This window comes from Thalassococcus sp., from assembly GCF_982780845.1.
On the sequence record NZ_CEYADA010000015.1, the window covers coordinates 94,177 to 113,870 of the forward strand.

General features: G+C 55.6%; 19 protein-coding genes. 4 read left to right on the plus strand and 15 right to left on the minus strand.

Annotation, left to right across the window (positions count from 1 at the left end):
• Positions 1-72: 72 nt before the first annotated feature.
• Positions 73-1,122 (plus strand): glycosyltransferase family 2 protein, encoded by a 1,050-nt coding sequence (locus AC4FIA_RS15485; protein ID WP_490366593.1) that lies wholly within the window; start codon positions 73-75, stop codon positions 1,120-1,122.
• Here the strand turns inward: AC4FIA_RS15485 and AC4FIA_RS15490 are convergent.
• The 10 genes from AC4FIA_RS15490 to guaA all read right to left on the minus strand — a co-directional run bounded on the left by AC4FIA_RS15490 (position 1,106) and on the right by guaA (position 11,089).
• Positions 1,106-1,912 carry a sulfotransferase family 2 domain-containing protein gene (locus AC4FIA_RS15490; RefSeq protein WP_490366594.1) on the minus strand — a complete coding sequence of 269 codons (807 nt, stop codon included), beginning with the start codon at positions 1,910-1,912 and terminating at the stop codon, positions 1,106-1,108. The two genes, AC4FIA_RS15485 and AC4FIA_RS15490, sit on opposite strands and share 17 nt — an antisense overlap.
• A complete protein-coding gene (locus tag AC4FIA_RS15495) occupies positions 1,909-2,769 on the minus strand; it encodes a hypothetical protein (RefSeq protein ID WP_490366595.1) in 861 nt (286 codons plus the stop codon). Before AC4FIA_RS15495 ends, AC4FIA_RS15490 begins: the two co-directional genes overlap by 4 nt.
• Positions 2,770-2,778: 9 nt before the next feature.
• Positions 2,779-3,396 carry a TetR/AcrR family transcriptional regulator gene (locus tag AC4FIA_RS15500; protein ID WP_490366596.1) on the minus strand — a complete coding sequence of 206 codons (618 nt, stop codon included), beginning with the start codon at positions 3,394-3,396 and terminating at the stop codon, positions 2,779-2,781.
• Positions 3,389-4,261, minus strand: coding sequence for a polyphosphate kinase 2 (ppk2, locus tag AC4FIA_RS15505; protein WP_490366597.1), 873 nt, complete (start codon positions 4,259-4,261; stop codon positions 3,389-3,391). The genes AC4FIA_RS15500 and ppk2 overlap by 8 nt, the downstream gene beginning before the upstream one ends.
• Before the next feature lie 47 nt (positions 4,262-4,308).
• The gene (locus tag AC4FIA_RS15510; RefSeq protein WP_490366613.1) at positions 4,309-5,274 is read right to left on the minus strand and encodes an alpha/beta fold hydrolase; all 966 of its coding nucleotides are present in this window, start codon (positions 5,272-5,274) and stop codon (positions 4,309-4,311) included.
• A gap of 12 nt (positions 5,275-5,286) precedes the next feature.
• Positions 5,287-6,228, minus strand: coding sequence for a homoserine O-succinyltransferase (locus AC4FIA_RS15515; protein WP_490366598.1), 942 nt, complete (start codon positions 6,226-6,228; stop codon positions 5,287-5,289).
• A gap of 38 nt (positions 6,229-6,266) precedes the next feature.
• Complete coding sequence (locus tag AC4FIA_RS15520) at positions 6,267-7,139, minus strand: ATPase (protein WP_490366599.1); 873 nt, start codon at positions 7,137-7,139, stop codon at positions 6,267-6,269.
• Positions 7,140-7,259: 120 nt separating this feature from the next.
• Positions 7,260-8,510, minus strand: a complete 1,251-nt coding sequence (locus AC4FIA_RS15525) for an OmpP1/FadL family transporter (protein ID WP_490366600.1) — start codon at positions 8,508-8,510, stop codon at positions 7,260-7,262.
• A gap of 124 nt (positions 8,511-8,634) precedes the next feature.
• Positions 8,635-9,492, minus strand: a complete 858-nt coding sequence (locus AC4FIA_RS15530; protein ID WP_490366601.1) for a DMT family transporter — start codon at positions 9,490-9,492, stop codon at positions 8,635-8,637.
• Positions 9,493-9,520: 28 nt separating this feature from the next.
• A complete protein-coding gene (gene guaA, locus AC4FIA_RS15535) occupies positions 9,521-11,089 on the minus strand; it encodes a glutamine-hydrolyzing GMP synthase (RefSeq protein WP_287475942.1) in 1,569 nt (522 codons plus the stop codon).
• A 216-nt stretch (positions 11,090-11,305) separates the two neighbouring features.
• On the opposite strand from guaA, the gene AC4FIA_RS15540 reads away from it, so the two are divergent.
• Entirely contained in the window at positions 11,306-12,853 is a 1,548-nt protein-coding gene (locus AC4FIA_RS15540) for a trimethylamine methyltransferase family protein (protein WP_490366602.1), read from the plus strand.
• A gap of 17 nt (positions 12,854-12,870) precedes the next feature.
• Here AC4FIA_RS15540 and AC4FIA_RS15545 read toward each other — a convergent pair whose 3' ends face one another.
• Positions 12,871-13,191 carry a DUF6477 family protein gene (locus AC4FIA_RS15545; RefSeq protein ID WP_490366603.1) on the minus strand — a complete coding sequence of 107 codons (321 nt, stop codon included), beginning with the start codon at positions 13,189-13,191 and terminating at the stop codon, positions 12,871-12,873.
• A gap of 213 nt (positions 13,192-13,404) precedes the next feature.
• On the opposite strand from AC4FIA_RS15545, the gene AC4FIA_RS15550 reads away from it, so the two are divergent.
• Both AC4FIA_RS15550 and lipA read left to right on the plus strand, forming a co-directional pair.
• Entirely contained in the window at positions 13,405-14,538 is a 1,134-nt protein-coding gene (locus AC4FIA_RS15550; RefSeq protein ID WP_490366604.1) for a DUF6456 domain-containing protein, read from the plus strand.
• A 186-nt stretch (positions 14,539-14,724) separates the two neighbouring features.
• Positions 14,725-15,675, plus strand: coding sequence for a lipoyl synthase (lipA, locus tag AC4FIA_RS15555; RefSeq protein WP_490366605.1), 951 nt, complete (start codon positions 14,725-14,727; stop codon positions 15,673-15,675).
• A 9-nt stretch (positions 15,676-15,684) separates the two neighbouring features.
• Here lipA and AC4FIA_RS15560 read toward each other — a convergent pair whose 3' ends face one another.
• The 4 genes from AC4FIA_RS15560 to AC4FIA_RS15575 all read right to left on the minus strand — a co-directional run.
• Positions 15,685-16,575, minus strand: a complete 891-nt coding sequence (locus tag AC4FIA_RS15560) for a cytochrome c (protein ID WP_490366606.1) — start codon at positions 16,573-16,575, stop codon at positions 15,685-15,687.
• Positions 16,576-16,584: 9 nt separating this feature from the next.
• On the minus strand, positions 16,585-17,046 hold the full coding sequence (locus AC4FIA_RS15565) for a c-type cytochrome (RefSeq protein ID WP_490366607.1): 462 nt from the start codon (positions 17,044-17,046) through the stop codon (positions 16,585-16,587).
• A 104-nt stretch (positions 17,047-17,150) separates the two neighbouring features.
• The gene (mmsB, locus tag AC4FIA_RS15570; RefSeq protein WP_490366608.1) at positions 17,151-19,073 is read right to left on the minus strand and encodes a 3-hydroxyisobutyrate dehydrogenase; all 1,923 of its coding nucleotides are present in this window, start codon (positions 19,071-19,073) and stop codon (positions 17,151-17,153) included.
• A 28-nt stretch (positions 19,074-19,101) separates the two neighbouring features.
• A partial coding sequence (locus tag AC4FIA_RS15575; RefSeq protein ID WP_490366609.1) for an acyl-CoA dehydrogenase family protein occupies positions 19,102-19,694 on the minus strand: 593 nt, incomplete at its 5' end.

Below are 19,694 nucleotides of genomic sequence, written 5' to 3' on the forward strand. Positions count from 1 at the left end.
GGTTGAGCTACAATGCGCTTTGGTTGGACATCAGTTACGATCCAGCCTGAGTGCTTTCGATGGAGGCTGTGAATGAGTCCAAGATATCTTAGCTTCGAAAATATTCGTGAATTGGCCCCAATAGTATCAGGTGAGCTGAAGCCAGATTGTTTAACGTTGTTTTCTACAATGAAGAACGAAATGGACTTTCTGCCAGCTTGGCTGGATCATCATCGAAAAATTGGTTTTCAGCAGTTTTTAATTTGGGACGATAATTCTATTGATGGAAGTGGCTCGTATCTAGTTTCTCAGAAAGATGTGGTCGTCTTAAGGTCTAAATACAGTTTCGGCGATGCCGTGGCGTATTTAGAACCTGATGGCACTAAACGTTCTGTGCGTTTCGGAACTTACGTAAAAGTTGCAGCTCCTCACGTTTATCTGCCAAACAAGTTTTCTGCATACCTGGATGCAGATGAATTCTTGATACTGCCAGACGAGGTTAGCAGTATCGCTGATATTGTGGAGGCCTTGAAGGCAAATGGGGAAACCTCAATTCTCGCGTCCTTGATTGAATTTTTCCCAAGTAGCTTGGACAGCGAGTTCAAAGGATTTCCTGATAGTTTTGAAAAATTACTTGAGGCTTATCCGTATTTTGAAGCTGAACCGCTTTTGATACCTGAAGAAGGCAAGTCAAAGCCAATGTTTTTGTCGCAGTCAAAGACCGCAAAGTTGTATCAGGAGTTCAACATTTCCCCTCCGCTTGTAAGGAAGGGTTGGCACAAGTTCTGGATGCCGCGCAAAGTCAAGGCGGATCAGAGGGCACAAACGTCACCACGACATAAAACGCCATTAATCTTAAGAACCTCAAGTAGTTGGCAAGTAGGTAGTCATAATTCCAGCAAGGCGCCTGCGAGTGATCGCTGGTTAGCAATCGCGCATTTTGTGTTCACGCACAGACTTCGCGACAAGGCTGCCGCGGCAATCAAGACAGGTGCTCATGCTCATGGCGGTCGCAAGTATTACGGATATGCGCAGATTTTAAAAAAATCGGCCCATCAAGCAAACGGTCTGCTTAGTAAGCTAAGTGTCAAGTATTCGGGGGCGAAACAATTAGCGCAAATCGGTCTTATGCGTTGGTACTAAGCTCGTCGAATGTATAGCCGAAGGCATTAATTTCATTTTCATAAAGACGACCAACCGTATCCTTTAACTCTTGCGTGTAAAAAGAAGCCGGCAGCGCCTTTTTGCCAGATTTGGGGCGATGCCCACCCTTTGCGTTTGGGAGCCAGCCGTCAAACGGAATACCAAATTCTGTGCAGGTTTCTTGTACACCCGCCTTCAGTTTTTCGAATCGGATAACCCGATCTGCAACAATCTCATCGTCTATTGTGTAAATAGGCCAATTGTCGTGATACCGTAGCCGAACGATATCATTCAAGCTGTCCCCTTTTTCAATTGCTCGGATAAACTCCTCAAAACTGGGAGGCGACTGGATATTCTTAATGCGCCAGAAGTAATCCGAAACGGCTTTTGTCCACGGGTTCCGCACAACGCAGAATTTTCTGTAGTTCTTAAACTCATTGGGAAAATTGGATTGTATGCTCGTCGCATAGGAGTGTTGCGGTTGGCTTTCTCCAAGTTCATGGCGATACTTTTCAAGCAAGTATTTTTTTACATTTCTTGCTTTTTTCTCATTCGAAAGAGGTAGAAAGCGAAGTAGTTTTTGAGAGAGACTTTGCCTATCCATTCGCCAGGCCTCGGCTTCTTCTCGCACTCTTGTTGTGAATGAAATGCCCTCCTGAAAGGTCTCGGAAAGACCTGACAATTGAAGATCATTCGGCCCCAGTGACCTCGCCAAAGAAACGCAAATTGAACTTCCTGCAGTTTTACGGGAATGAAGAAAAATGTAACGATGTTCGTGGCTTATTATCATGAGTTTTGTCTATCAGCCCAGCCGTAAGAACTCCAGAGATCGTTGATCTGTGGAAATTCTTTCTCAACGGTTTTATACACAGTCGTCAGTTGTTGAGCTATTTTGCTCTCGGCACCATCACTGAGTTTTAACGTTCCATTTCGCGCATTCACCTTGGTGCCGCCTGCGTTCGTTGCCAATGGTACGCCTGAAAATTCAGATAGGCTTTGGACGCCTTCCGGTGTGAACAGCTCCTCGAAAAGACAGATGTGGGTTTGAGCTTTGGGAAAGGCCTCTTTGATATTGGCGAGCGTGAGATCGTATCGGCTTCGGGCCATACCTTCGTCGGATTTCGCGAACTCGACCAGTGCTGCATCGAAGTCTTTCGGTTCCAGAATACGGCCTTTCTGGATGTCCATGCGGAAGTGCGATTTCAGGCGGGCCACCGGATCGCGCATGGAAAAAATCACCTTGGTCTCGATTCCTCGAGTGGCAAAGCCGTAGCGGATCATGGCCAGCATATCGGCGGGCAGGGCGGCGTAGCTGGGGGTGATATCTCCAGTGCTCTGTATGCCCTTTTGGTCAAGCAAGGCGGCAAAATAGTCAAAATAGGCGTTGGGATCGGACTGTAGGCGCCAGCGAAGATGCGCCACAGGTTCCGGCGCGCCGACGGAGAGTTTCAGGCGTGTGCGCAGCTTTTCGAACTTGGAGGGCTCGGCCACATTATAGCGGGCGAAAACGCCGCCGAGTTGATGTTCCCAAACCTGATATTCGCCCAGACGCCCGAAATCGCTGCCCTCGGCCTTGGCCAGTTGGGCCTGAATCCAGCTTGAACCACATTTCTGGCCGCCGAGGCCCAGAAAGAACGTCTTGCCCATGTTGTCTGCCTATTCGTCCTGCGGGATCAGCCCCAGCCCGCGCAGATAGACGCCAATGCCGGTTTCAAGCAAGTCCTCAGGCGGGAAGGGGGATTGGCGACCCGGTGAATTCCGTGCGAAAAGTTCAACCACTCCGTGGCTGAGCGCCCAGATGTGGGCGGAAAACATGGCTGCGGGCGGACGTTTTTCAGCGGGAATGTGCTGGGAGAGATTGCCTGCTGCCTTTTCCAGAACACCCCACGCGCGTCCCGCGACATCTGCAAGTTCCGGCGAGTGGTTGATGGAAATGCCGCTTTCGAACATCGAAATGTAATGGCCGGGATGTTCCCTTGCGAACCATAGGTATGCGCGACCGGTGGATTCGAAGGCGGCCAATGCGGATGGATTGCCGTCGTTGAACGCTTTTTCCATCACCTCGACAAAGATTTCATACCCCTGACGAGCGGCCTCGGCGATCAGGTCTTCGCGCCCGGCAAAGTGGCGATAGACGGCAGCAGGGGTGACGCCCGCGCTTTTGGCGGCCTCGGACAGGGTAAAGCCGGTCGGGCCCTTTTCCGTAATCAGGATCAGGGCCGCGTCGATCAGGGCCTGACGCAGATTGCCGTGATGATAACCGCGTTTAGGCATCCCAGATGTCCACACCCCCAATGATTGTCGGGTCGACTTCGCCAAGCGCTTTTTCGTCTTTGTTGCTGTAATCAAGGGATTTCAGAACGTGACGGATGGCTTCAAGCCGCGCGCGGCGTTTGTCGTCGGACCGGATCACCGTCCAAGGCGCATCGTCATGGTCGGAGCGAGCCAGTGTTTCCTTGATCGCGTCGGAGTATTCGTCCCACTTTTTCAAGCCTTCAACGTCGATCCAGGACAGTTTCCAGTGTTTCAGGGCGTCGGTTTCACGGTCGATAAAGCGGCGCAGCTGTTCCGCGCGCCCGACGTTCAGCCAGAATTTGAACAGGTGGATATTGTCATCGACGAGCATTTTTTCGAAGTGCCCGACTTGGGCAAAGAAATGTTCGCGTTGGTCATCCGTGCAGAATCCGAACACCTTTTCAACCACGCCGCGGTTGAACCAAGAGCGGTCGAAAAACACGATCTCACCGGCAGTGGGCAGGTGTTGGATATAGCGCTGGAAATACCACTGGCCCTGTTCGGTTTCCGAGGGCTTGGAGAGCGCGACAACACGCGCTCCACGCGGATTAAGGTATTCTCGGAAGCGTTTGATTGTGCCACCTTTTCCGGCAGCATCGCGACCTTCGAAAACGATGGCAACGCGCTCACCGGTTTCCTTGGCCCACGCCTGCATTTTGACCAGTTCGATATGAAGCTTTTTCAGCTCTTTCTCATAGGCTTTCTTCTTCAGCACCTCGGAGTGCGGATAGTCGGGATCCAGCACATCATCCTTGTCCGCGCGCTGGATCGCTTCGCGGATCGGTTTAGGGGCGTCTTCTTCGTAAAAGTGGCTGATGGCGCCATCAAAAGGCAGGTCGGTCACAGCGTCGTCCTTATATCGTTCCCAGTTAATATGGGATGTTAAAAGGCTTAACGCAATTCGGCACGTAGCGCGGCGCGGTCAATTGCCGCCTCGACGTAGGCAGGCGCTGCGTGGTGGGGCATGTGGCCCAGATTGTCGACCAGTACGAGATTGCTGTTGGGCAAAAGATTATGCAGCGGTTCAGCGTGGACATGGGGCGGGACGGTGTCATCGGCGCGTCCATGCAGGATTTCCACTGGGATCGTGATGGTTTCATAGCGCGGGGCCATGTCCAGCAGCTGCGCGTGCAGGGTATTCACCTGACGCGCGTTGGCGCGGATTGCTGTCCGTGTCAGCGAAAGGCCGGGGCCGATATAGTCGACATAGCCTTCGGGCACCGGGTTTGGTGCAAAGATATCTTCGATGGTGCGTTCGATCAGGGGCTGTTTGACGTAAGCTGACGCCAAGGGCGCGGCGAGCGCTCCGCCAATGGATGATCCCAGGAAGCGGTATTGAAAGCCCAAGCCGCCTTCCCACGGGATTGTTGCACCAGAGACCACCACCAGAGCCGCAGGATCATAGTTCAGACCCCACGCCATGGCGACAGCGCCACCAAAGGAATGGCCAAGAACGATCTCGTCCTCGACCCCCAGTTTTTGGGCCGCAGCGTGAAGCAGGGCGGCCTGTTGCGCGGGCGTTTCCGCTGTGTTCGCAAAGGCCCCGTCCTGATCCGTGGCGCGGTCTGAATAGCCCAGACCGGGTCGGTCAAAGACGATCACGCGGTAGCGGTCTTTAACGCGATCGACGAACTGAAAGGTAAAGTCACGGATGTTGCCCGATGCCCCATGGATCAGAACAAGATCAGGTCCTGAGCCGGCAACAAAGGCGTGCACCTGTTTGCCGTCAACTTCGACAAACTGGCCCACGGGTGGCCACGTCTGAAGTGATTGTGCTTCGCGCCGCTCTGCGCGGTTCCCCACAAATGAACAGCCCGCAAGTCCGAAGGCCATTACGCCCATCAATGTCTTTGCAATCATACCAACGCCTTATTTGCGCAGATCGGTCGAGTCTGTCCCAATCCGGCTAATGTCATACGGGGTAGTCAGATAGATCTCTGATACCCAGTTTCCATACAAAAGATGGGCATGACTTCGCCAACGGTTCTGCGGTGCCTGCGTCGGGTCATCATCCGGATAGTAGTTGGCCGGAATGTTGATCGGCTTTCCTTCGGCAACGTCGCGATCATACTCTTCTTTCAATGTGCCACTGTCGTATTCGAAGTGGTTGAAGATATAGAGCGCGCGGTGATCCGGATCCTCGACCAAGGCCGGTCCGGTTTCCTTGCTGTCGATCAGAATTTTCAGGCCTGCGTCTTCGATCTCGTCACGGCGCAATTCGGTCCAGCGCGATACAGGAATGACCATATCGTCGGAAAATCCGCGCAGGTAGGGCGAGGCGGGATCACAGTTGCGGTGACGAATACAGCCAAAGGCCTTGGCGTCCAGGATGTGTTTTTTCACGCCATGGAAATAGTTGATCATCGCCATGCCACCCCAGCACACGCCAAAGGTGGAATGTACGTGGGTCTGGGTCCAGTCAAAGATGCGCTTGAGTTCGTCCCAATAGGTGACGGCCTCAAAATCCAGATGTTCGATGGGCGCACCTGTGATGATCAGACCGTCAAACTTTTCACCGGTTGCTTCGACTTCCGAGAACGGGCGGTAGAAGCTTTCCATATGCTCGGCCGCGGTGTTCTTGGTTTCGTGCTCGCTCATCCGGATCAAGGAAAACTCGATCTGAAGCGGGGTCGCACCGATCAGGCGGGCGAACTGGTTTTCGGTCGCAATCTTTTTCGGCATCAGGTTCAACAACCCGATGCGAATGGGACGGATATCCTGCTGGTCTGCTGTGCTTTCCGGCATGACCATGACACCCTCTTTCGAGAGTACGTCATAGGCAGGCAGATCGCGGGGCAGTTTGATTGGCATGGGAATGCGTCCAGATTGTCAGTTGTAAGAGTGTGGATTTAGGCGTTGCTTGTTTTGGCCTCAAGGGCCTTTGCGATGACATCTTCAAAGCTAGCTTCGTCGGTGACAGTTGCCATATCCGATGCCGGAACAGTGATGCCCCAGTTGTTGGCCATCGCCTCATACCGTGGCTGGCGATGGGCCAGTGCCTGCGCATAGGTCCAGCGGATGAACGCATCAGGATCCACATCGTCAGGTTTGGTGTTCATCTGATCCAGATAGTCGTTCCAGACCCGTGTCATAAACGCAGGCTGATAGGCCATCGGCTTGGGCGCGCGGTCAAAGCGGCGGATGAGTTCTTCGGTGTGGTCCTCGGTTCCTTTGATCCAGACCATCAGGCAGTGTTCCGACAGATGTTTCAGGATCGGATCATTGGGGTTTTCCGGATCGACCCATTCACAGATCGAGCCACCGGTATCACAAATGAAATGCGGGTAGCCGTAGAGGTCCTGCGCCCGCTGGATGAAGTAACCGGTGTCCAGTAGCGCCTGTTCTTCGGCGCGCGCGAACTGGTCCTGACGGGTGCGGTACACATCAATCGGGGTGCCGCCGGCATCGGGATTGCCGGGTTTTCCAAGATATGTGGACACAGGTGTCAGGTTCTCGAACGAGATGTTCGAGCCGATATAGATCGAATCCGAACGCAGCAGATCACGCAGGAAGGGGACCTTCATCGCCTCGCGTTTCGCGTTGTCGATGATGTATTCGCCCATATAGCGGGTGCCGATGCGGTAATCGATCGAATAATGAAACCACCCACCGTTTTCGCGCAGTAGGTTCGACACATGGGTTTTCCCCAAGCCGGACATCGCAAAAAACAACACGCGTTTTTGCGGGGCTTCGCGCCATTCTTTGGCAGAGGAATACAACATGGTCGGGCCTTCGAATTGGAACTCTATCTTCCGAGATGGGTAGTCAGAGCGGCGGGGCGCTTCAACAAAAAAACCGCCCGGCAGTGCCGGACGGTTTTGGATCGGGCATTTAGGCCCTGATTAGAAGGACATTTCAGCCTTAAAGCCGACGCCCCAGACGTGGTTGTCTTCGAACGACGCTGCTTCACGTCCGCCAACTTCAGCCAGCGCATCACCAACCTTGGTGTAGTTTACACCGCCAGAGATGTTCAGCGGGCCTTCCGAGTAACGTGCGCCGATGCTGACACCGAACAGACCGTTTGTCGGCCCAAGCGGGGACACGAGGTTATCTTCGCCTTCGGGTTCGTACGTCAGAGTGATCGAGGATGCCAACGCATCAGAGTAGCGGCGCGCCATACCGATCGAGTAACGGTGGCTGTCGTCAAGGTTCACAAGGTCAGAACCCAGTGCGTCAGGAATAACATCCACGGCCGAGAATTCAGTCCAGCGATAGCCAGCAGTCAGCAGTGTGTTGGCTGCGATACCGGTCTGGAATTCAAGGTTCACAGACTGCGGTGTCACGTACTCAACGTCACCTGTAACAACGGCACCAAAGATGTTTTCCGTTGTTTTCGCTTTGTGCTGGATCTCGGGCGAGTAGGTCAGAGCAAAGCGCAGCGCGATCTCGGGGATCTCGTATGCCGCACCCAAGATGTAACCAACCTTGGTGTCTTTCTCCATGTCGAAGGAGTAGCCGCCTGTCGTCAGAAATGTACCTGCTTGAGTGGCCACAGCCGTGCCCAGTGCGCCAACAGCTGCCAAACCACCCAATGCCGCGATGGCGTCTGGATCACCTTGCAAAGCTGCGCCAAGTGTCTCGGCCTCAACGCCAGGCGTTGCGCCAGCGACGGCGTTGACAGCGATTGCACTGGCGTAAGACGTACCGTTCAGGCTGACTTCGCCCTCAACAGCTTCGCCCTTGATGCCGCCGAAGAAGCTGATGCGATCGTTCAGTTTGAAACGTGCAACGAAGCTGATCGCCTGGCTGTCCAGATCTGCGCCTGTCCCGCCCAGGTTCGAAATGAACGGGTTGGTGTTGTAGGAAACGTCCGCGCCATACGGCTGATCAAAGATGACCGAGTAGTTCACTTTGTCGTTTATCGAATTCGTGTAGCTCAGGCCGATTTGCGAATAGTTGTTGCCAACGTCATAGCTTGCGCCTTGGCTGTCTGTACCCGTGATGCTGGGTGCGACATAGCCGAACGACAGGCTGGCTGTGTTGTCGTCTGCGAAGATCGCAGAAACGCTCTGACCAGAGCGGTCGAGACCACCGGCCGATGCGACGCTTGCCATCATCGCGAGGCCAGATACGCCCAAAAACAGATTTTTCATCTGAAGGTTCCTCATCCCTTTTGTCCTGCACTAAAGTCTAGGTGACGCATTTGTTATCGGTCAATTTTGACCCCGCGTTAGCTTTGTGCGAATCCGCACAAAGCGTCGCTACGTCACTAATTTGTCACAAACGTGTTTCGCGCCAAATATTGTAGTAATTGGCACCGAAAATGATGGTCGCACCTAGCAGTACCATCGGGTCCAGAGGCTCTTTGTAAAGAAGCATGCCCACGATCGCGATAATGGGAAGTCGTGTGAAGTCGATAGGAATGACGACCGTCGCCGGGGCGAGCTTCAAGGCATTGGTCAGACAGTAGTGCGCCAGCAAACCAGCCGCAGCAATCAGAACAACCCAAGGCCAGCTTTCGCCCGAGGGCAGGGCGATATCGCCGTCAAATCCGGCAAATGCCAAGCCGAGGATAGCCTGCACACCCGTCAGGAAAAACAGAATGCTCGAGATGGACTCGGTCCGTGTCAGTTTGCGCGTAAAGACGATTGTCAGGGCAAACCCGATTGCTGCCAAGGCGGCGGTGATGAGGCCGATGTTGATTGTCTCGGGAGACGGGCGGGCGACGACCAAGATGCCGATGAACCCGACAATGCCCGCAATGATACGGTGCTGGGTCAGCTTTTCGCCAAGAATGACCGTCGACAGGACAATCACCCAAAGAGGCGATGTGAATTCTAACGCAAACACCTGCGCCAACGGATTCACTGTGATCGCGTAAAACCATAAGTTCTGGCCGGTGAAATGTGCGATGTTTCGAAAGACGTGAAGGTCGAGCTTTCTGAACTGAACGTCCTTCAGCCGGTCCGTAACCGTCAGGATGCCCACAACGATCGCAAAACCAATCAGGCTGCGAAACAGCATGATTTCAAAGGTGTCCAGCTCAAAGCTCACCTCGCGGCCAGCGACCGCCATCGACGTGAAAGAGGCAATCGCCCCGATCATCCACAGACAGGCGCGGACCGTGTTGCTCATGCAAGCTGACCTTTGGATTGAGTGTGGATCACTCCCACTCGATCGTTCCCGGAGGCTTCGAGGTCACGTCATAGGTGACGCGGTTGATGCCTTTGACCTCGTTGATGATCCGCGTGGCTGTTTCGCCCAGGAAATCGTGGCTGAACGGGTAGTAATCCGCAGTCATACCGTCGACAGATGTCACGGCGCGTAGGGCGCAAGCGTAGTCGTATGTACGACCGTCGCCCATGACGCCGACTGTGCGGACCGGAAGGATCGCAACGAAGGCTTGCCAGATTTCATCGTAAAGGCCGTGCTTGCGGATTTGGTCGATGTAGACCGCATCTGCTTTGCGCAGGATTTCCAGCTTTTCGCGTGTGATCTCGCCAGGGCAGCGGATGGCAAGGCCGGGTCCCGGGAAGGGGTGGCGGCCGATGAAGCTGTCAGGCAGACCCAGTTCGCGACCAAGGGCGCGAACCTCGTCTTTGAACAGTTCGCGTAGCGGTTCGACCAGCTTCAGGCCCATTTTCTCGGGCAGGCCGCCGACGTTGTGGTGCGATTTGATCGTTACCGACGGACCGCCAGAGAAGGACACGCTTTCGATCACGTCCGGATAGAGCGTTCCTTGGGCAAGGAATTCAGCGCCGTCGATTGTGTCGGCGTGTTTCTGGAACACGTCGATAAACAGCTTGCCGATGATCTTACGCTTGGTCTCCGGATCGCTTTGACCGTCCAGTTCGCCAAGGAACAGTTCGCTTTCATCCGCGTGGATCAGCTGGATGTTATAGTTGTCGCGGAACATGGCGACGACTTCTTCAGCCTCGTTCTGGCGAAGAAGGCCGTGGTCAACGAAAACACATGTCAGCTGATCGCCGATCGCTTCGTGGATCAGGACCGCCGCGACCGAGCTGTCGACGCCGCCGGACAGGCCGCAGATGACCTTTTTGTCGCCGACCTGTTCGCGGATTTTACGGATCGCTTCTTCGCGATAGGCGCCCATGGTCCAATCGCCCGAGAAACCTGCTTCGCGAACGAAGTTTTCGTACAGTGTTTTACCGTTTGGCGTGTGGTGCACTTCGGGGTGGAACTGCACCGCAAAGAAGCGGCGGTCGACATCTGCCGTGATGGCAAAAGGTGCGCCCGGAGATGTACCGTAAACCGAGAAACCCGGTGCGATTTCAGCAACATGGTCGCCGTGGCTCATCCAGACTTGTTCACGTCCGTCGCCATCCATGAACCAGCCGTTCAGGAAGGAAAGGCGTTCGTCTGCGGGGCTTACATAGGCGCGGCCAAATTCAGCGGTGCCTTCGCCTGAAACAACCTTGCCGCCCAGATCGTGCATCATGACCTGCTGGCCATAGCAAATGCCCAGGATCGGAACACCAAGATCGTAAACCGATTTCGGCGGACGCGGTGATCCTTCACGTGTGACCGAGTCCGGGCCGCCGGAGAAGATCACGGCTTTGGGCGCGAAGTCAGCCAGAAACGCGTCAGTCACGTTCTGATAGGGGTGGATTTCACAATAGACGTTCAGTTCCCGCAAGCGGCGCGCAATCAGCTGCGTTACCTGCGATCCGAAGTCGATGATGAGAAGGCGGTCATGCTGGGCGTTTTCCATGTCTCGGCATTAAGCCGAGGCCGGATTTTGCGCAAGAGGCGAGTCAGTGATTTTTGTGCGGTTGGCACCTGTGGAAAGTGACGTTGGACTAAGGAAATGTCGGTTTCCACTCTCAGACGACGGAAACAGGCCAAGAATGGTCGCTGTGCTGGGCTATTGAGGCTTACCAAAATGCCGAAGGCGCAGAAAAAAGCCTGACACCAAGGGATTCAAAGCATGACAGATGTAGCGCAACGCAGACGTTCTCGGGGAACAGGAGGCGGCGCGGCTCGTCGTGCCGAACGTACGGCAGTAAATGTCGAAGTCGCGCGTTTTATCACGCGCAACATTCCGAACTTCGAAGTGCTGACAGAAGAAGCCATCGAAGTCATCGAATACAACGCCGAAACCGTTCTGGAAGAGATCGGCGTGGTCTTTGCCAATAACCCTGCTGCGCTTGATCGCTGGCGTGATGCGGGCGCAGACGTTGATGGTGATCGTGTGCGCATTCCACGCGGGCTGGCCCGCAAGCTGTGCGCAACTGCGCCGTCGACCTTTACACAGCACGCCCGTAATTCTGACCGCAACGTCGAGATCGGCGGCAAGAACCTGGTGCTTGCACCGGTCTATGGCCCGCCTTTCGTGCGCGATATTGACGGTGGCCGTCGCTACGCCACCATCGAAGATTTCCGCAAGTTCGTGAAGCTGGGCCACATGTCTAAGTGGTTGCATCATTCTGGCGGTACAGTTTGTGAACCGACTGACGTTCCGGTGAACAAACGCCATCTGGACATGCTTCTGGCGCACATGACGCTGACAGATAAGCCGTTCATGGGGTCGGTCACCGAACCGTCCCGTGCGCAAGACAGCGTTGATATGTGTAACATCCTGTTCGGTGAAGACTTTGTTCAGCAGAACACAGTTATGACCAGCCTGATCAACATCAACTCGCCGTTGACGTTCGATGACGTGATGATGGGCGCGCTTGAGGTTTATGCGAAAAACAATCAGGCCTGCATCGTGTCACCGTTCATCGTGGGCGGTGCTATGGCACCGGTATCTGTGGCGGGTACTCTGACGCAGGTTCTGGCTGAAACGCTGGCCGGTGTGGCCTATAGCCAGCTGATCCGCGCTGGCGCACCTGTGATCATGGGCGCCTTTGTGACATCGATCGACATGAACTCGGGCGCACCGACATTCGGCACGCCGGAGGCATCGCAGATCACATATGGGGCAGGGCAATTGGCCCGTCGCCTTGGCCTACCGTACCGGTCCGCCGGTGGTTTCTGTGGGTCCAAGCTTCCCGATGCGCAGGCAGGCTATGAAAGCGCGAACTCGTTGAACATGGGGCTGTTGTCGGGCGTGAACTTTATGCTTCACTCTTGTGGCTGGCTTGAAGGTGGCCTTGTGTCGTCGTTCGAAAAGTTCGTGATGGATGCCGATCAGCTGGGTGCGCTGCACCACATGGCAAAGGGCGTTTCGATCGACGAAAATGCGCAAGCGATGGACGCCATCCGTGAAGTTGGCCCTGGCGGTCACTTCCTTGGCTGTGACCACACCCAGCGCAACTTCAAAGAAGCGTTCTGGCGGTCGAATCTGTTGGACTACAAGCCCTTCGAGCAATGGAGCGAAGAGGGGGCACGTGACACCGTCACCTTGGCGTCCGAGAAGGTGCAGCACATGCTGAACACATATCAGCCGCCTGCTCTGGACGTGGCGATTGCAGAAAATCTGGCCGCCTACGTGGAGCAGAAAAAGGCGTCTATGCCAGACGCCTTTGCGTAAATCTCGGGGCGATTTTCCTAGACCATCTCGGGCTGTGCCGTTTGGTGCAGCCCTTTTTCTTTGATTTGCTGGAAACTCAGTTCAGCCAACAGAGCGGCCAGCACATCTACGTGCTGGCTGATCGAGTAGCTGAGTTCACCTGCCTTGCGGGACTGTTCGATGTCGCGTTCCAGACCCGACAGTTGATCGAGGATTTTCACGCCATCGCTCAGGTCGGAATGCCCCAGAAATCGGGGAAGGTGGATGTTTCGGTGAAACTCTTCCGCTCCGATGCGCGCGGCGCGTACCAGAAGGCGTGGGCGACGTAGGCTGGACAGATTGCCAAAGTGATTGTGCATGACGTTCCTCGTGTTCTTGGGCCGTCATTGTTTGCACGAGAATGCGGGGCGTTGCCGTCGAGGTAAAACCGTACGGTGGATTCACCATTGTTTACCTATCAGAAACGACCGTTGAGAAAGCGGAAACAGTTAATTTTTCCGTAACAAAATCACGCATAGGTTGCATAACAATTTGTGGGTAATTTTGTGGATTGAATTTAGACGGGGGTCAACATGACTATCGAAATGGTTGTCAAAGCGGAACGTAGCTTGCCGAATTGGGTGCCTGACGCAGCCAAGAATTATATCGCGCATACCGAGTACGGCGAAAGCCTTCGGGCTGTGGCGCGACGTCAGAACTGTCATCCGTCGACAGTTCTGCGGCAGGTACGCAAGCTGGAACAGCGTCGGGACGATCCGTTGGTGGATGCGGCGTTGCGTGGTCTTGGGGAATGCGGAAATTTTGAAGAGGGCGTAGATCAGTCCAAGGATAAATCCGATATGGTCAACCCTCTGAAAAGCGCCGCAAACCCTGTTAGCGAAGAGCGTCTGATGAAAGATGCGTATCGCGTCCTTCAGGTGCTTGCCCGGCCCGGTGCTGTGTTGGCGATTGCCGCTGAAATGCAAAAAGCAGTGGTTGTGCAGGGCTCTGATGCGACCGACAATTTCGGAAAACAGGTGGTCGAGCGTGATGTGGCCGAGGCCATGGCGCTGAAAGACTGGATTGCTTGCAGCACCACGGGACGGGTGTCGAAGTACCGGATCACGCCCGCGGGCCGAAGCCTTTTGAACCAGCTGACCGCCAAACGCGAAAACAAAGTGCGTGGCTTTGCAGAGTCTCAGGCGGGTTTTGATACGCGACGGGCCCGCAGTATTGATCTGCCCGATGCCTTTCAGGCAGGGCTGGAACGGAATGGTCGGTTTGTTCTGCCCGAAAGTCCGTTGGCGGCGCTGTCGCGTCGTCGGGACAAAGGCGGTGATCCTTATCTGAAGGATTTCCATGTGCGTGCGGGCGAAAGGCTGCGTGAGGATTTCGAACTGGCCAAGGCAACCGTGCCGGATCGGGCGGAATGGTCGGAGCTTGAGGCATCTGGCTCCAAGGCATTTCTGGCGTTTCCTGGCGAAGATGACGCAGGCAAAGGGGCTGTTGTTGCCAAAGGCCGTCTGATCGCTGCGCTGGAAGATCTCGGGCCGGAACTGTCTGAGATTGCTTTGCGCTGCTGCTGCCTTTTGGAAGGGCTTGAAACCTCGGAACGGCAAATGGGTTTTGCGGCGCGTTCTGGTAAAGTTGTTCTGCGGATCGCTTTGATGCGTCTGCATCGCCACTATGATCGCGAGGCGTTTAATGGCGGTGACTTGATCGGCTGACGAACCGTCGAAACGGCCCAGCCGAAAGGGGCGGTCGGGCCGCGCAGGTCGCGAGAGCGCGAGGGGCAGAGGATACTCTGGAAAGGGGGCGCTCATCGCAAGGCCGCTATGCCGAAGCAAGTACTGGCAAACGCCTCTGCCACGCATTACTATGGCTCCAAAGTGTTAAGGAGCTGAGAAGCGATCATGCGTGATCTGAAAATTCCAAGCCAGCGTCATCCGGAAAAGGCGCACCGGCCCGATAAGGCTCAGCCCAAGAAGCCTGACTGGATTCGTGTACGCGCGCCAGGTGGAAAAGCCTATGCAGACACGCGCCGCATTATGCGGGACAACAACCTGACCACGGTTTGTGAAGAAGCAGGTTGCCCGAACGTTGGCGAGTGCTGGTCACAGGGCCACGCCACCATGATGATCATGGGCGAAATCTGTACTCGTGGCTGCACGTTCTGCAACGTGGCCACCGGTCGTCCGGACGCGCTTGATGTGTTTGAACCCGGTCGTGTAGCCGACGCAGTTCAAAAACTGGGTCTGAATCATGTAGTCATCACATCGGTTGACCGTGACGATCTGGATGATGGTGGTGCGGAACATTTCGCGCAAACCATTCGCGCCATTCGCCATCGCTCGCCCGACACAACCATCGAAATCCTGACGCCCGACTTCCTGAAGTGCGACGACAGTGCGTTGGAAATGGTGGTTCAGGCACGTCCCGACGTCTTCAACCACAATCTTGAAACCGTACCCGGCCTGTACCCGAGTGTTCGCCCCGGCGCGCGGTATTTCCATTCCTTGCGCCTGCTTCAGCGCGTCAAAGAGCTGGATCCGTCGATCTTTACCAAATCCGGCATCATGGTTGGTTTGGGAGAGGATCGTTCGCAGGTTCAGCAGGTGATGGACGATATGCGAGCAGCCGACGTAGATTTCCTGACCATCGGTCAGTACCTGCAGCCGACGCCAAAGCACCACCACGTTGATCGTTTCGTGACGCCGGAAGAGTTCGAGGCTTATGAAAAGGCCGCGTGGGGCAAGGGGTTCTTGATGGTGTCCGCAACGCCTCTGACGCGCTCGTCTTACCACGCGGGCGATGATTTTGCGCGCCTGCGGGAAGCGCGCGAGGCCAAACTGGCGCGCAAGTGATTTAAGTAATTAATCGGCGGTTGGCAGGGCCTTTAGGTACTGTGCGACTGCCGTGCGATCTTCGGCGCTGAGTTTTGCGAAGTTATCGACGACTTCGACCATGTGCCCACCGACGCTGTCAAAGTCGGGCGTAAAACCGGATTCAAGATAGTAGGCAATATCCTCGCTCGCCCAATCCAGTTGACCTGGGGTTAGTGCGGGGATGCGTCCGTCACCAGCAGGATTAGGGGCGCCGGCCAACCAGTTGTTACGATCCAATCCGCCGAGCGCGTTGCGCGGGCTGTGGCATTCGCCGCAATGGGCCAAGGCTTCGACCAGATAGCGGCCCTTGGTTTCTGCTTCGGTCGACACGTTTTGCACAACCCATTCATCGGACATGAATAGCAGCTTCCATCCCCCCAAAGAGGCGCGGATGTTAAACGGAAAGCCGACTTCATGTGGTTGCGAAGGCGCGTCCGACGCAGGAAGCGTCTGCATGTAGGCCCATAGGTCGGCCACGTCCTGATCTGTCATCTTGGTGTAGGACGTATAGGGAAATGCGGGATAGTAGTGCGCCCCGTCCGGCGACACACCTTTGGTGACCGCACTCGCGAATTCGTTCAGGCTCCAGCCTCCGATCCCGTGTTCCGGATCACTTGATATGTTGGGGGCGATGAATGTCCCGAAGTCGCTGGGAAACTTCTGCCCCCCAGTCAAAACCAGCTTGGCATCCTTTTCTGCGTCCGGTGCGTGGTGGCATGACGCGCAGCCCGCAGCGGTAAAGATGATCTGTCCGTTGTCGGGATTGCCGCTCAGTGCGGCGAACCGGTCTACGTCGACAGGCGATGCACGTAGCACGCCCCATGCAACGCCAGAGCCGACAGCAACCAATGCGATCAGAATGCCAAGCTTGTTTTTCATATCAACCGTTTAGTTTGCAGATGCCCGATAGGTATCATGGCAGGCTTTGCAGGTGCCGCCAATCTGACCCAGCGCCGGACCAATGGCTTCTTGCCCCGTGCCCGCGACCGAGACGAGGTTCTCGGCAGCTGTTCCCAATGCATCCCACTTAGACGAAAAGTCTGCGAAGTCATCCCAAATCATAGGCAGGGCGCGCGTGCCATCGATGGACATGTTGTCCGACCCTTCTGGCCAGAGAGCGGCCTGATGCACCATTGAAACGCCATGGATGCTGTTTGCTGCTGCTTCGGCGGCTGCGGCGTCGTAATCCATCTTGCCTTTGGCCATATCGCCAAGAATGCCTAGGTTGATCGCCAGAATGCGGAACTGGCCCTGACGGGCTTTCAGATTTGCTGAAAAATCTTCCTGTGCCATGGCACTGCCTACAAATGCGATCGAGGCGGCGGTGGCGAACGTAAAAATGGCCTTCATGGTGTGTCTCCTATTCAATCTATGCGTTCACGTTACGCATGACCTGAAAAAATCAGGTGACACATTTCCGTGAACGCATGTTTTAAGAGACGTCTTGCCGATCCCTAGCTGCGCCGGCGCGAGACAAAGCGCGGCAACATCGCCGAAAAGTCACGACCCTGTCCGCCTTCGTCTTCAACAAACTGGCGGTACTGTTCTGCCGCAAGCTGGCCCATCGGCGTATCCGCGTCCGCGCTGGTTGCCGCGTCCTGTGACAAACGAAGGTCTTTCAGCATCAGTTCTGCGGCAAACCCCGGCTGATAGTCATTGTCGGACGGCGATGTCGGGCCAACACCCGGAGCGGGGCAGTAGGCGTTGATCGACCAGGATGCGCCCGAGGACGTCGAAACAACATCAAACATCGCCTGACGGTCCAGACCCAGTTTGTCGGCCAATGCAAAGGCTTCGCAGGTGGCGATCATGGTGACGCCAAGGATCATGTTGTTACAGATCTTCGCGGCTTGCCCATTGCCGGAGGGGCCGCAGTGCACGGCCTTCTGACCCATGATGTCGAACAGCGGCTTTGTCTTGTCGAACGCCTCGGTGCTTCCGCCGACCATAAACGTCAGTGTGCCAGCATCCGCGCCGCCCACACCGCCGGATACGGGCGCATCTACGGGCATGACACCCAAAGCTTGGGCTTGTTCCGCAACGGCGCGCGCGCTGTCGACGTCAACGGTGGAACAGTCCGCAAAAACGGCGCCAGCCGACATAACCGGCAGGATTTCATCAGCCACCGCGCGTAGGATCGCGCCGTTTGGCAGCATGGTTATGACAACATCCATGCCCTTGGCGGCTTCAGCTGCGGTGCCAACTTTGGAAACGCCTTCAATCGACACATCCGCTGTATCGAACCCTGTCACCTCATGTCTGGCGCTGGCCAAATTGCGCGCCATATGGCCGCCCATGTTGCCCAAGCCGATGAAACCGATCTTCATTGCCGTCTCCTCCTGATGGAACTGAAGCTTAATGCCGGGAATGGGGCGCAGCATCTTGGACACATCCACCAAGGGCAGCGCCTCAAGCTTGCGCGTCCATTGCGGGCTGCGATCCTTATCGATGATCGCGGCGCGGATGCCTTCCAGAAAATCACCATCCTCGTGCGCGCGATGGGTGAAGCGGTACTCCAGCTCAAGCGCCTTTTCGACAGTGGGTGTGCCCATGCGCAGACGGTGCAGAATTTCCAAAGTCGCGCCCATGGCCAACGGGTCGTTGCGTTTAAGAACCTTCAGGCTGGCATCGGCAAAGTCGCTGGGCATCGCGGCAAAGCCATTCAGAATGTCGCCCAAACGTTCGCCACCGAAATAGCGGTTGATCTGGTCTTGCTGCTGGGCCAGTTCGGACTCTGGGGCAGGGGCGCTGTATTGCTCAATGGCGGTCACATCACCTGTGGTGATCAGCGCGGCCTTCAACAATTCCCATTTGTCCTGCGGCACAAAGCTATCGGTAAAACCCGCATAGATCGCATCACCTGCTTTCATGCGTGTTGCCGTCAGCCCGAGATATTCGCCCAACCGTCCAGGGGCCGAGGCCAGCAGATACGTGCCGCCCACATCCGGAACCAAACCGATCCCGCATTCCGGCATCGCGATCTGTGATGTTTCACAAACGATCCGGTTCGAACCGTGGCAGCCAACGCCAACACCGCCGCCCATGGTGAAGCCGTGCAAAAAGCTGACGATTGGCTTTGGATAAGAGGCCATAAAGGCATTCAAACGATATTCGTCGCGCCAGAACTGGCGTCCGTAATCATATTCGCCCGCAATGCCGGTGCGGTACATCTCGGAGATATCGCCACCTGCACAAAACGCCCGCTCGCCTGCGCCTTCGATAATCACCAACGCCACGTTCGGGTCGTGGCGCCACGCCAGCAGCGCGTCTTCGATGGCTAGGCACATCTCGTAGCTGAGCGCGTTCAGCGCGTCGGGGCGGTTCAGCGTGATGCGACCTGCTTGGCCTTGTGTGGTGATCAGGATGTCTTGCGTCATAAATCGGTCCGGTTCGTCTTGGGTCTGGTCACGCGACCATAGTGCGCGCAACGATCATGCGCATGATTTCATTGGTGCCTTCAAGGATCTGGTGCACCCGTAGGTCACGCACGATCTTTTCGATGCCGTAATCCGCCAGATAGCCATAGCCACCGTGCAATTGCAGACATTGATCTGCGACTTTGCTGCCGGTTTCCGTGACGAACTTCTTGGCCATCGCCGCGTATTTCGGGGCCTCGGGATGGCCCGTGTCCACCATCCACGCCGCCTGCCGCAACATCGTACGCGCGGCGGTCATTTCGATTTCCATATCGGCCAGACGGAATTGCAAGGCTTGGAACTGGTCGATGCTTTTGCCAAAGGCCTTGCGCTCGCTCATATAGGCCAACGTGCGGTTCAGCGCATCCTGAGCGCCGCCAAGCGAACAGGCCGAGATATTCAGGCGACCACCATCAAGGCCCTGCATGGCATAGCGGAACCCCATGCCTTCTTCGCCTACAAGGTTTTCAGTCGGAATTTTGCAGTCGTCGAACTGGACCTGACGGGTGGGCTGGGATCGCCATCCCATTTTGCGCTCGGTGATGACCAGCAGGCTATTTTCGACATGGCTTATGCGTTCGG

Coding starts and splice junctions, on each gene's coding strand:
- AC4FIA_RS15485 (WP_490366593.1), top strand. CDS start 73: ATGAGTCCAAGATATCTTAGCTTCGAAAATATTCGTGAATTGGCCCCA.
- AC4FIA_RS15490 (WP_490366594.1), bottom strand. CDS start 1,912: ATGATAATAAGCCACGAACATCGTTACATTTTTCTTCATTCCCGTAAA.
- AC4FIA_RS15495 (WP_490366595.1), bottom strand. CDS start 2,769: ATGGGCAAGACGTTCTTTCTGGGCCTCGGCGGCCAGAAATGTGGTTCA.
- AC4FIA_RS15500 (WP_490366596.1), bottom strand. CDS start 3,396: ATGCCTAAACGCGGTTATCATCACGGCAATCTGCGTCAGGCCCTGATC.
- AC4FIA_RS15515 (WP_490366598.1), bottom strand. CDS start 6,228: ATGCCAATCAAACTGCCCCGCGATCTGCCTGCCTATGACGTACTCTCG.
- AC4FIA_RS15520 (WP_490366599.1), bottom strand. CDS start 7,139: ATGTTGTATTCCTCTGCCAAAGAATGGCGCGAAGCCCCGCAAAAACGC.
- AC4FIA_RS15525 (WP_490366600.1), bottom strand. CDS start 8,510: ATGAAAAATCTGTTTTTGGGCGTATCTGGCCTCGCGATGATGGCAAGC.
- AC4FIA_RS15530 (WP_490366601.1), bottom strand. CDS start 9,492: ATGAGCAACACGGTCCGCGCCTGTCTGTGGATGATCGGGGCGATTGCC.
- guaA (WP_287475942.1), bottom strand. CDS start 11,089: ATGGAAAACGCCCAGCATGACCGCCTTCTCATCATCGACTTCGGATCG.
- AC4FIA_RS15540 (WP_490366602.1), top strand. CDS start 11,306: ATGACAGATGTAGCGCAACGCAGACGTTCTCGGGGAACAGGAGGCGGC.
- AC4FIA_RS15545 (WP_490366603.1), bottom strand. CDS start 13,191: ATGCACAATCACTTTGGCAATCTGTCCAGCCTACGTCGCCCACGCCTT.
- AC4FIA_RS15550 (WP_490366604.1), top strand. CDS start 13,405: ATGACTATCGAAATGGTTGTCAAAGCGGAACGTAGCTTGCCGAATTGG.
- lipA (WP_490366605.1), top strand. CDS start 14,725: ATGCGTGATCTGAAAATTCCAAGCCAGCGTCATCCGGAAAAGGCGCAC.
- AC4FIA_RS15560 (WP_490366606.1), bottom strand. CDS start 16,575: ATGAAAAACAAGCTTGGCATTCTGATCGCATTGGTTGCTGTCGGCTCT.
- AC4FIA_RS15565 (WP_490366607.1), bottom strand. CDS start 17,046: ATGAAGGCCATTTTTACGTTCGCCACCGCCGCCTCGATCGCATTTGTA.
- mmsB (WP_490366608.1), bottom strand. CDS start 19,073: ATGACGCAAGACATCCTGATCACCACACAAGGCCAAGCAGGTCGCATC.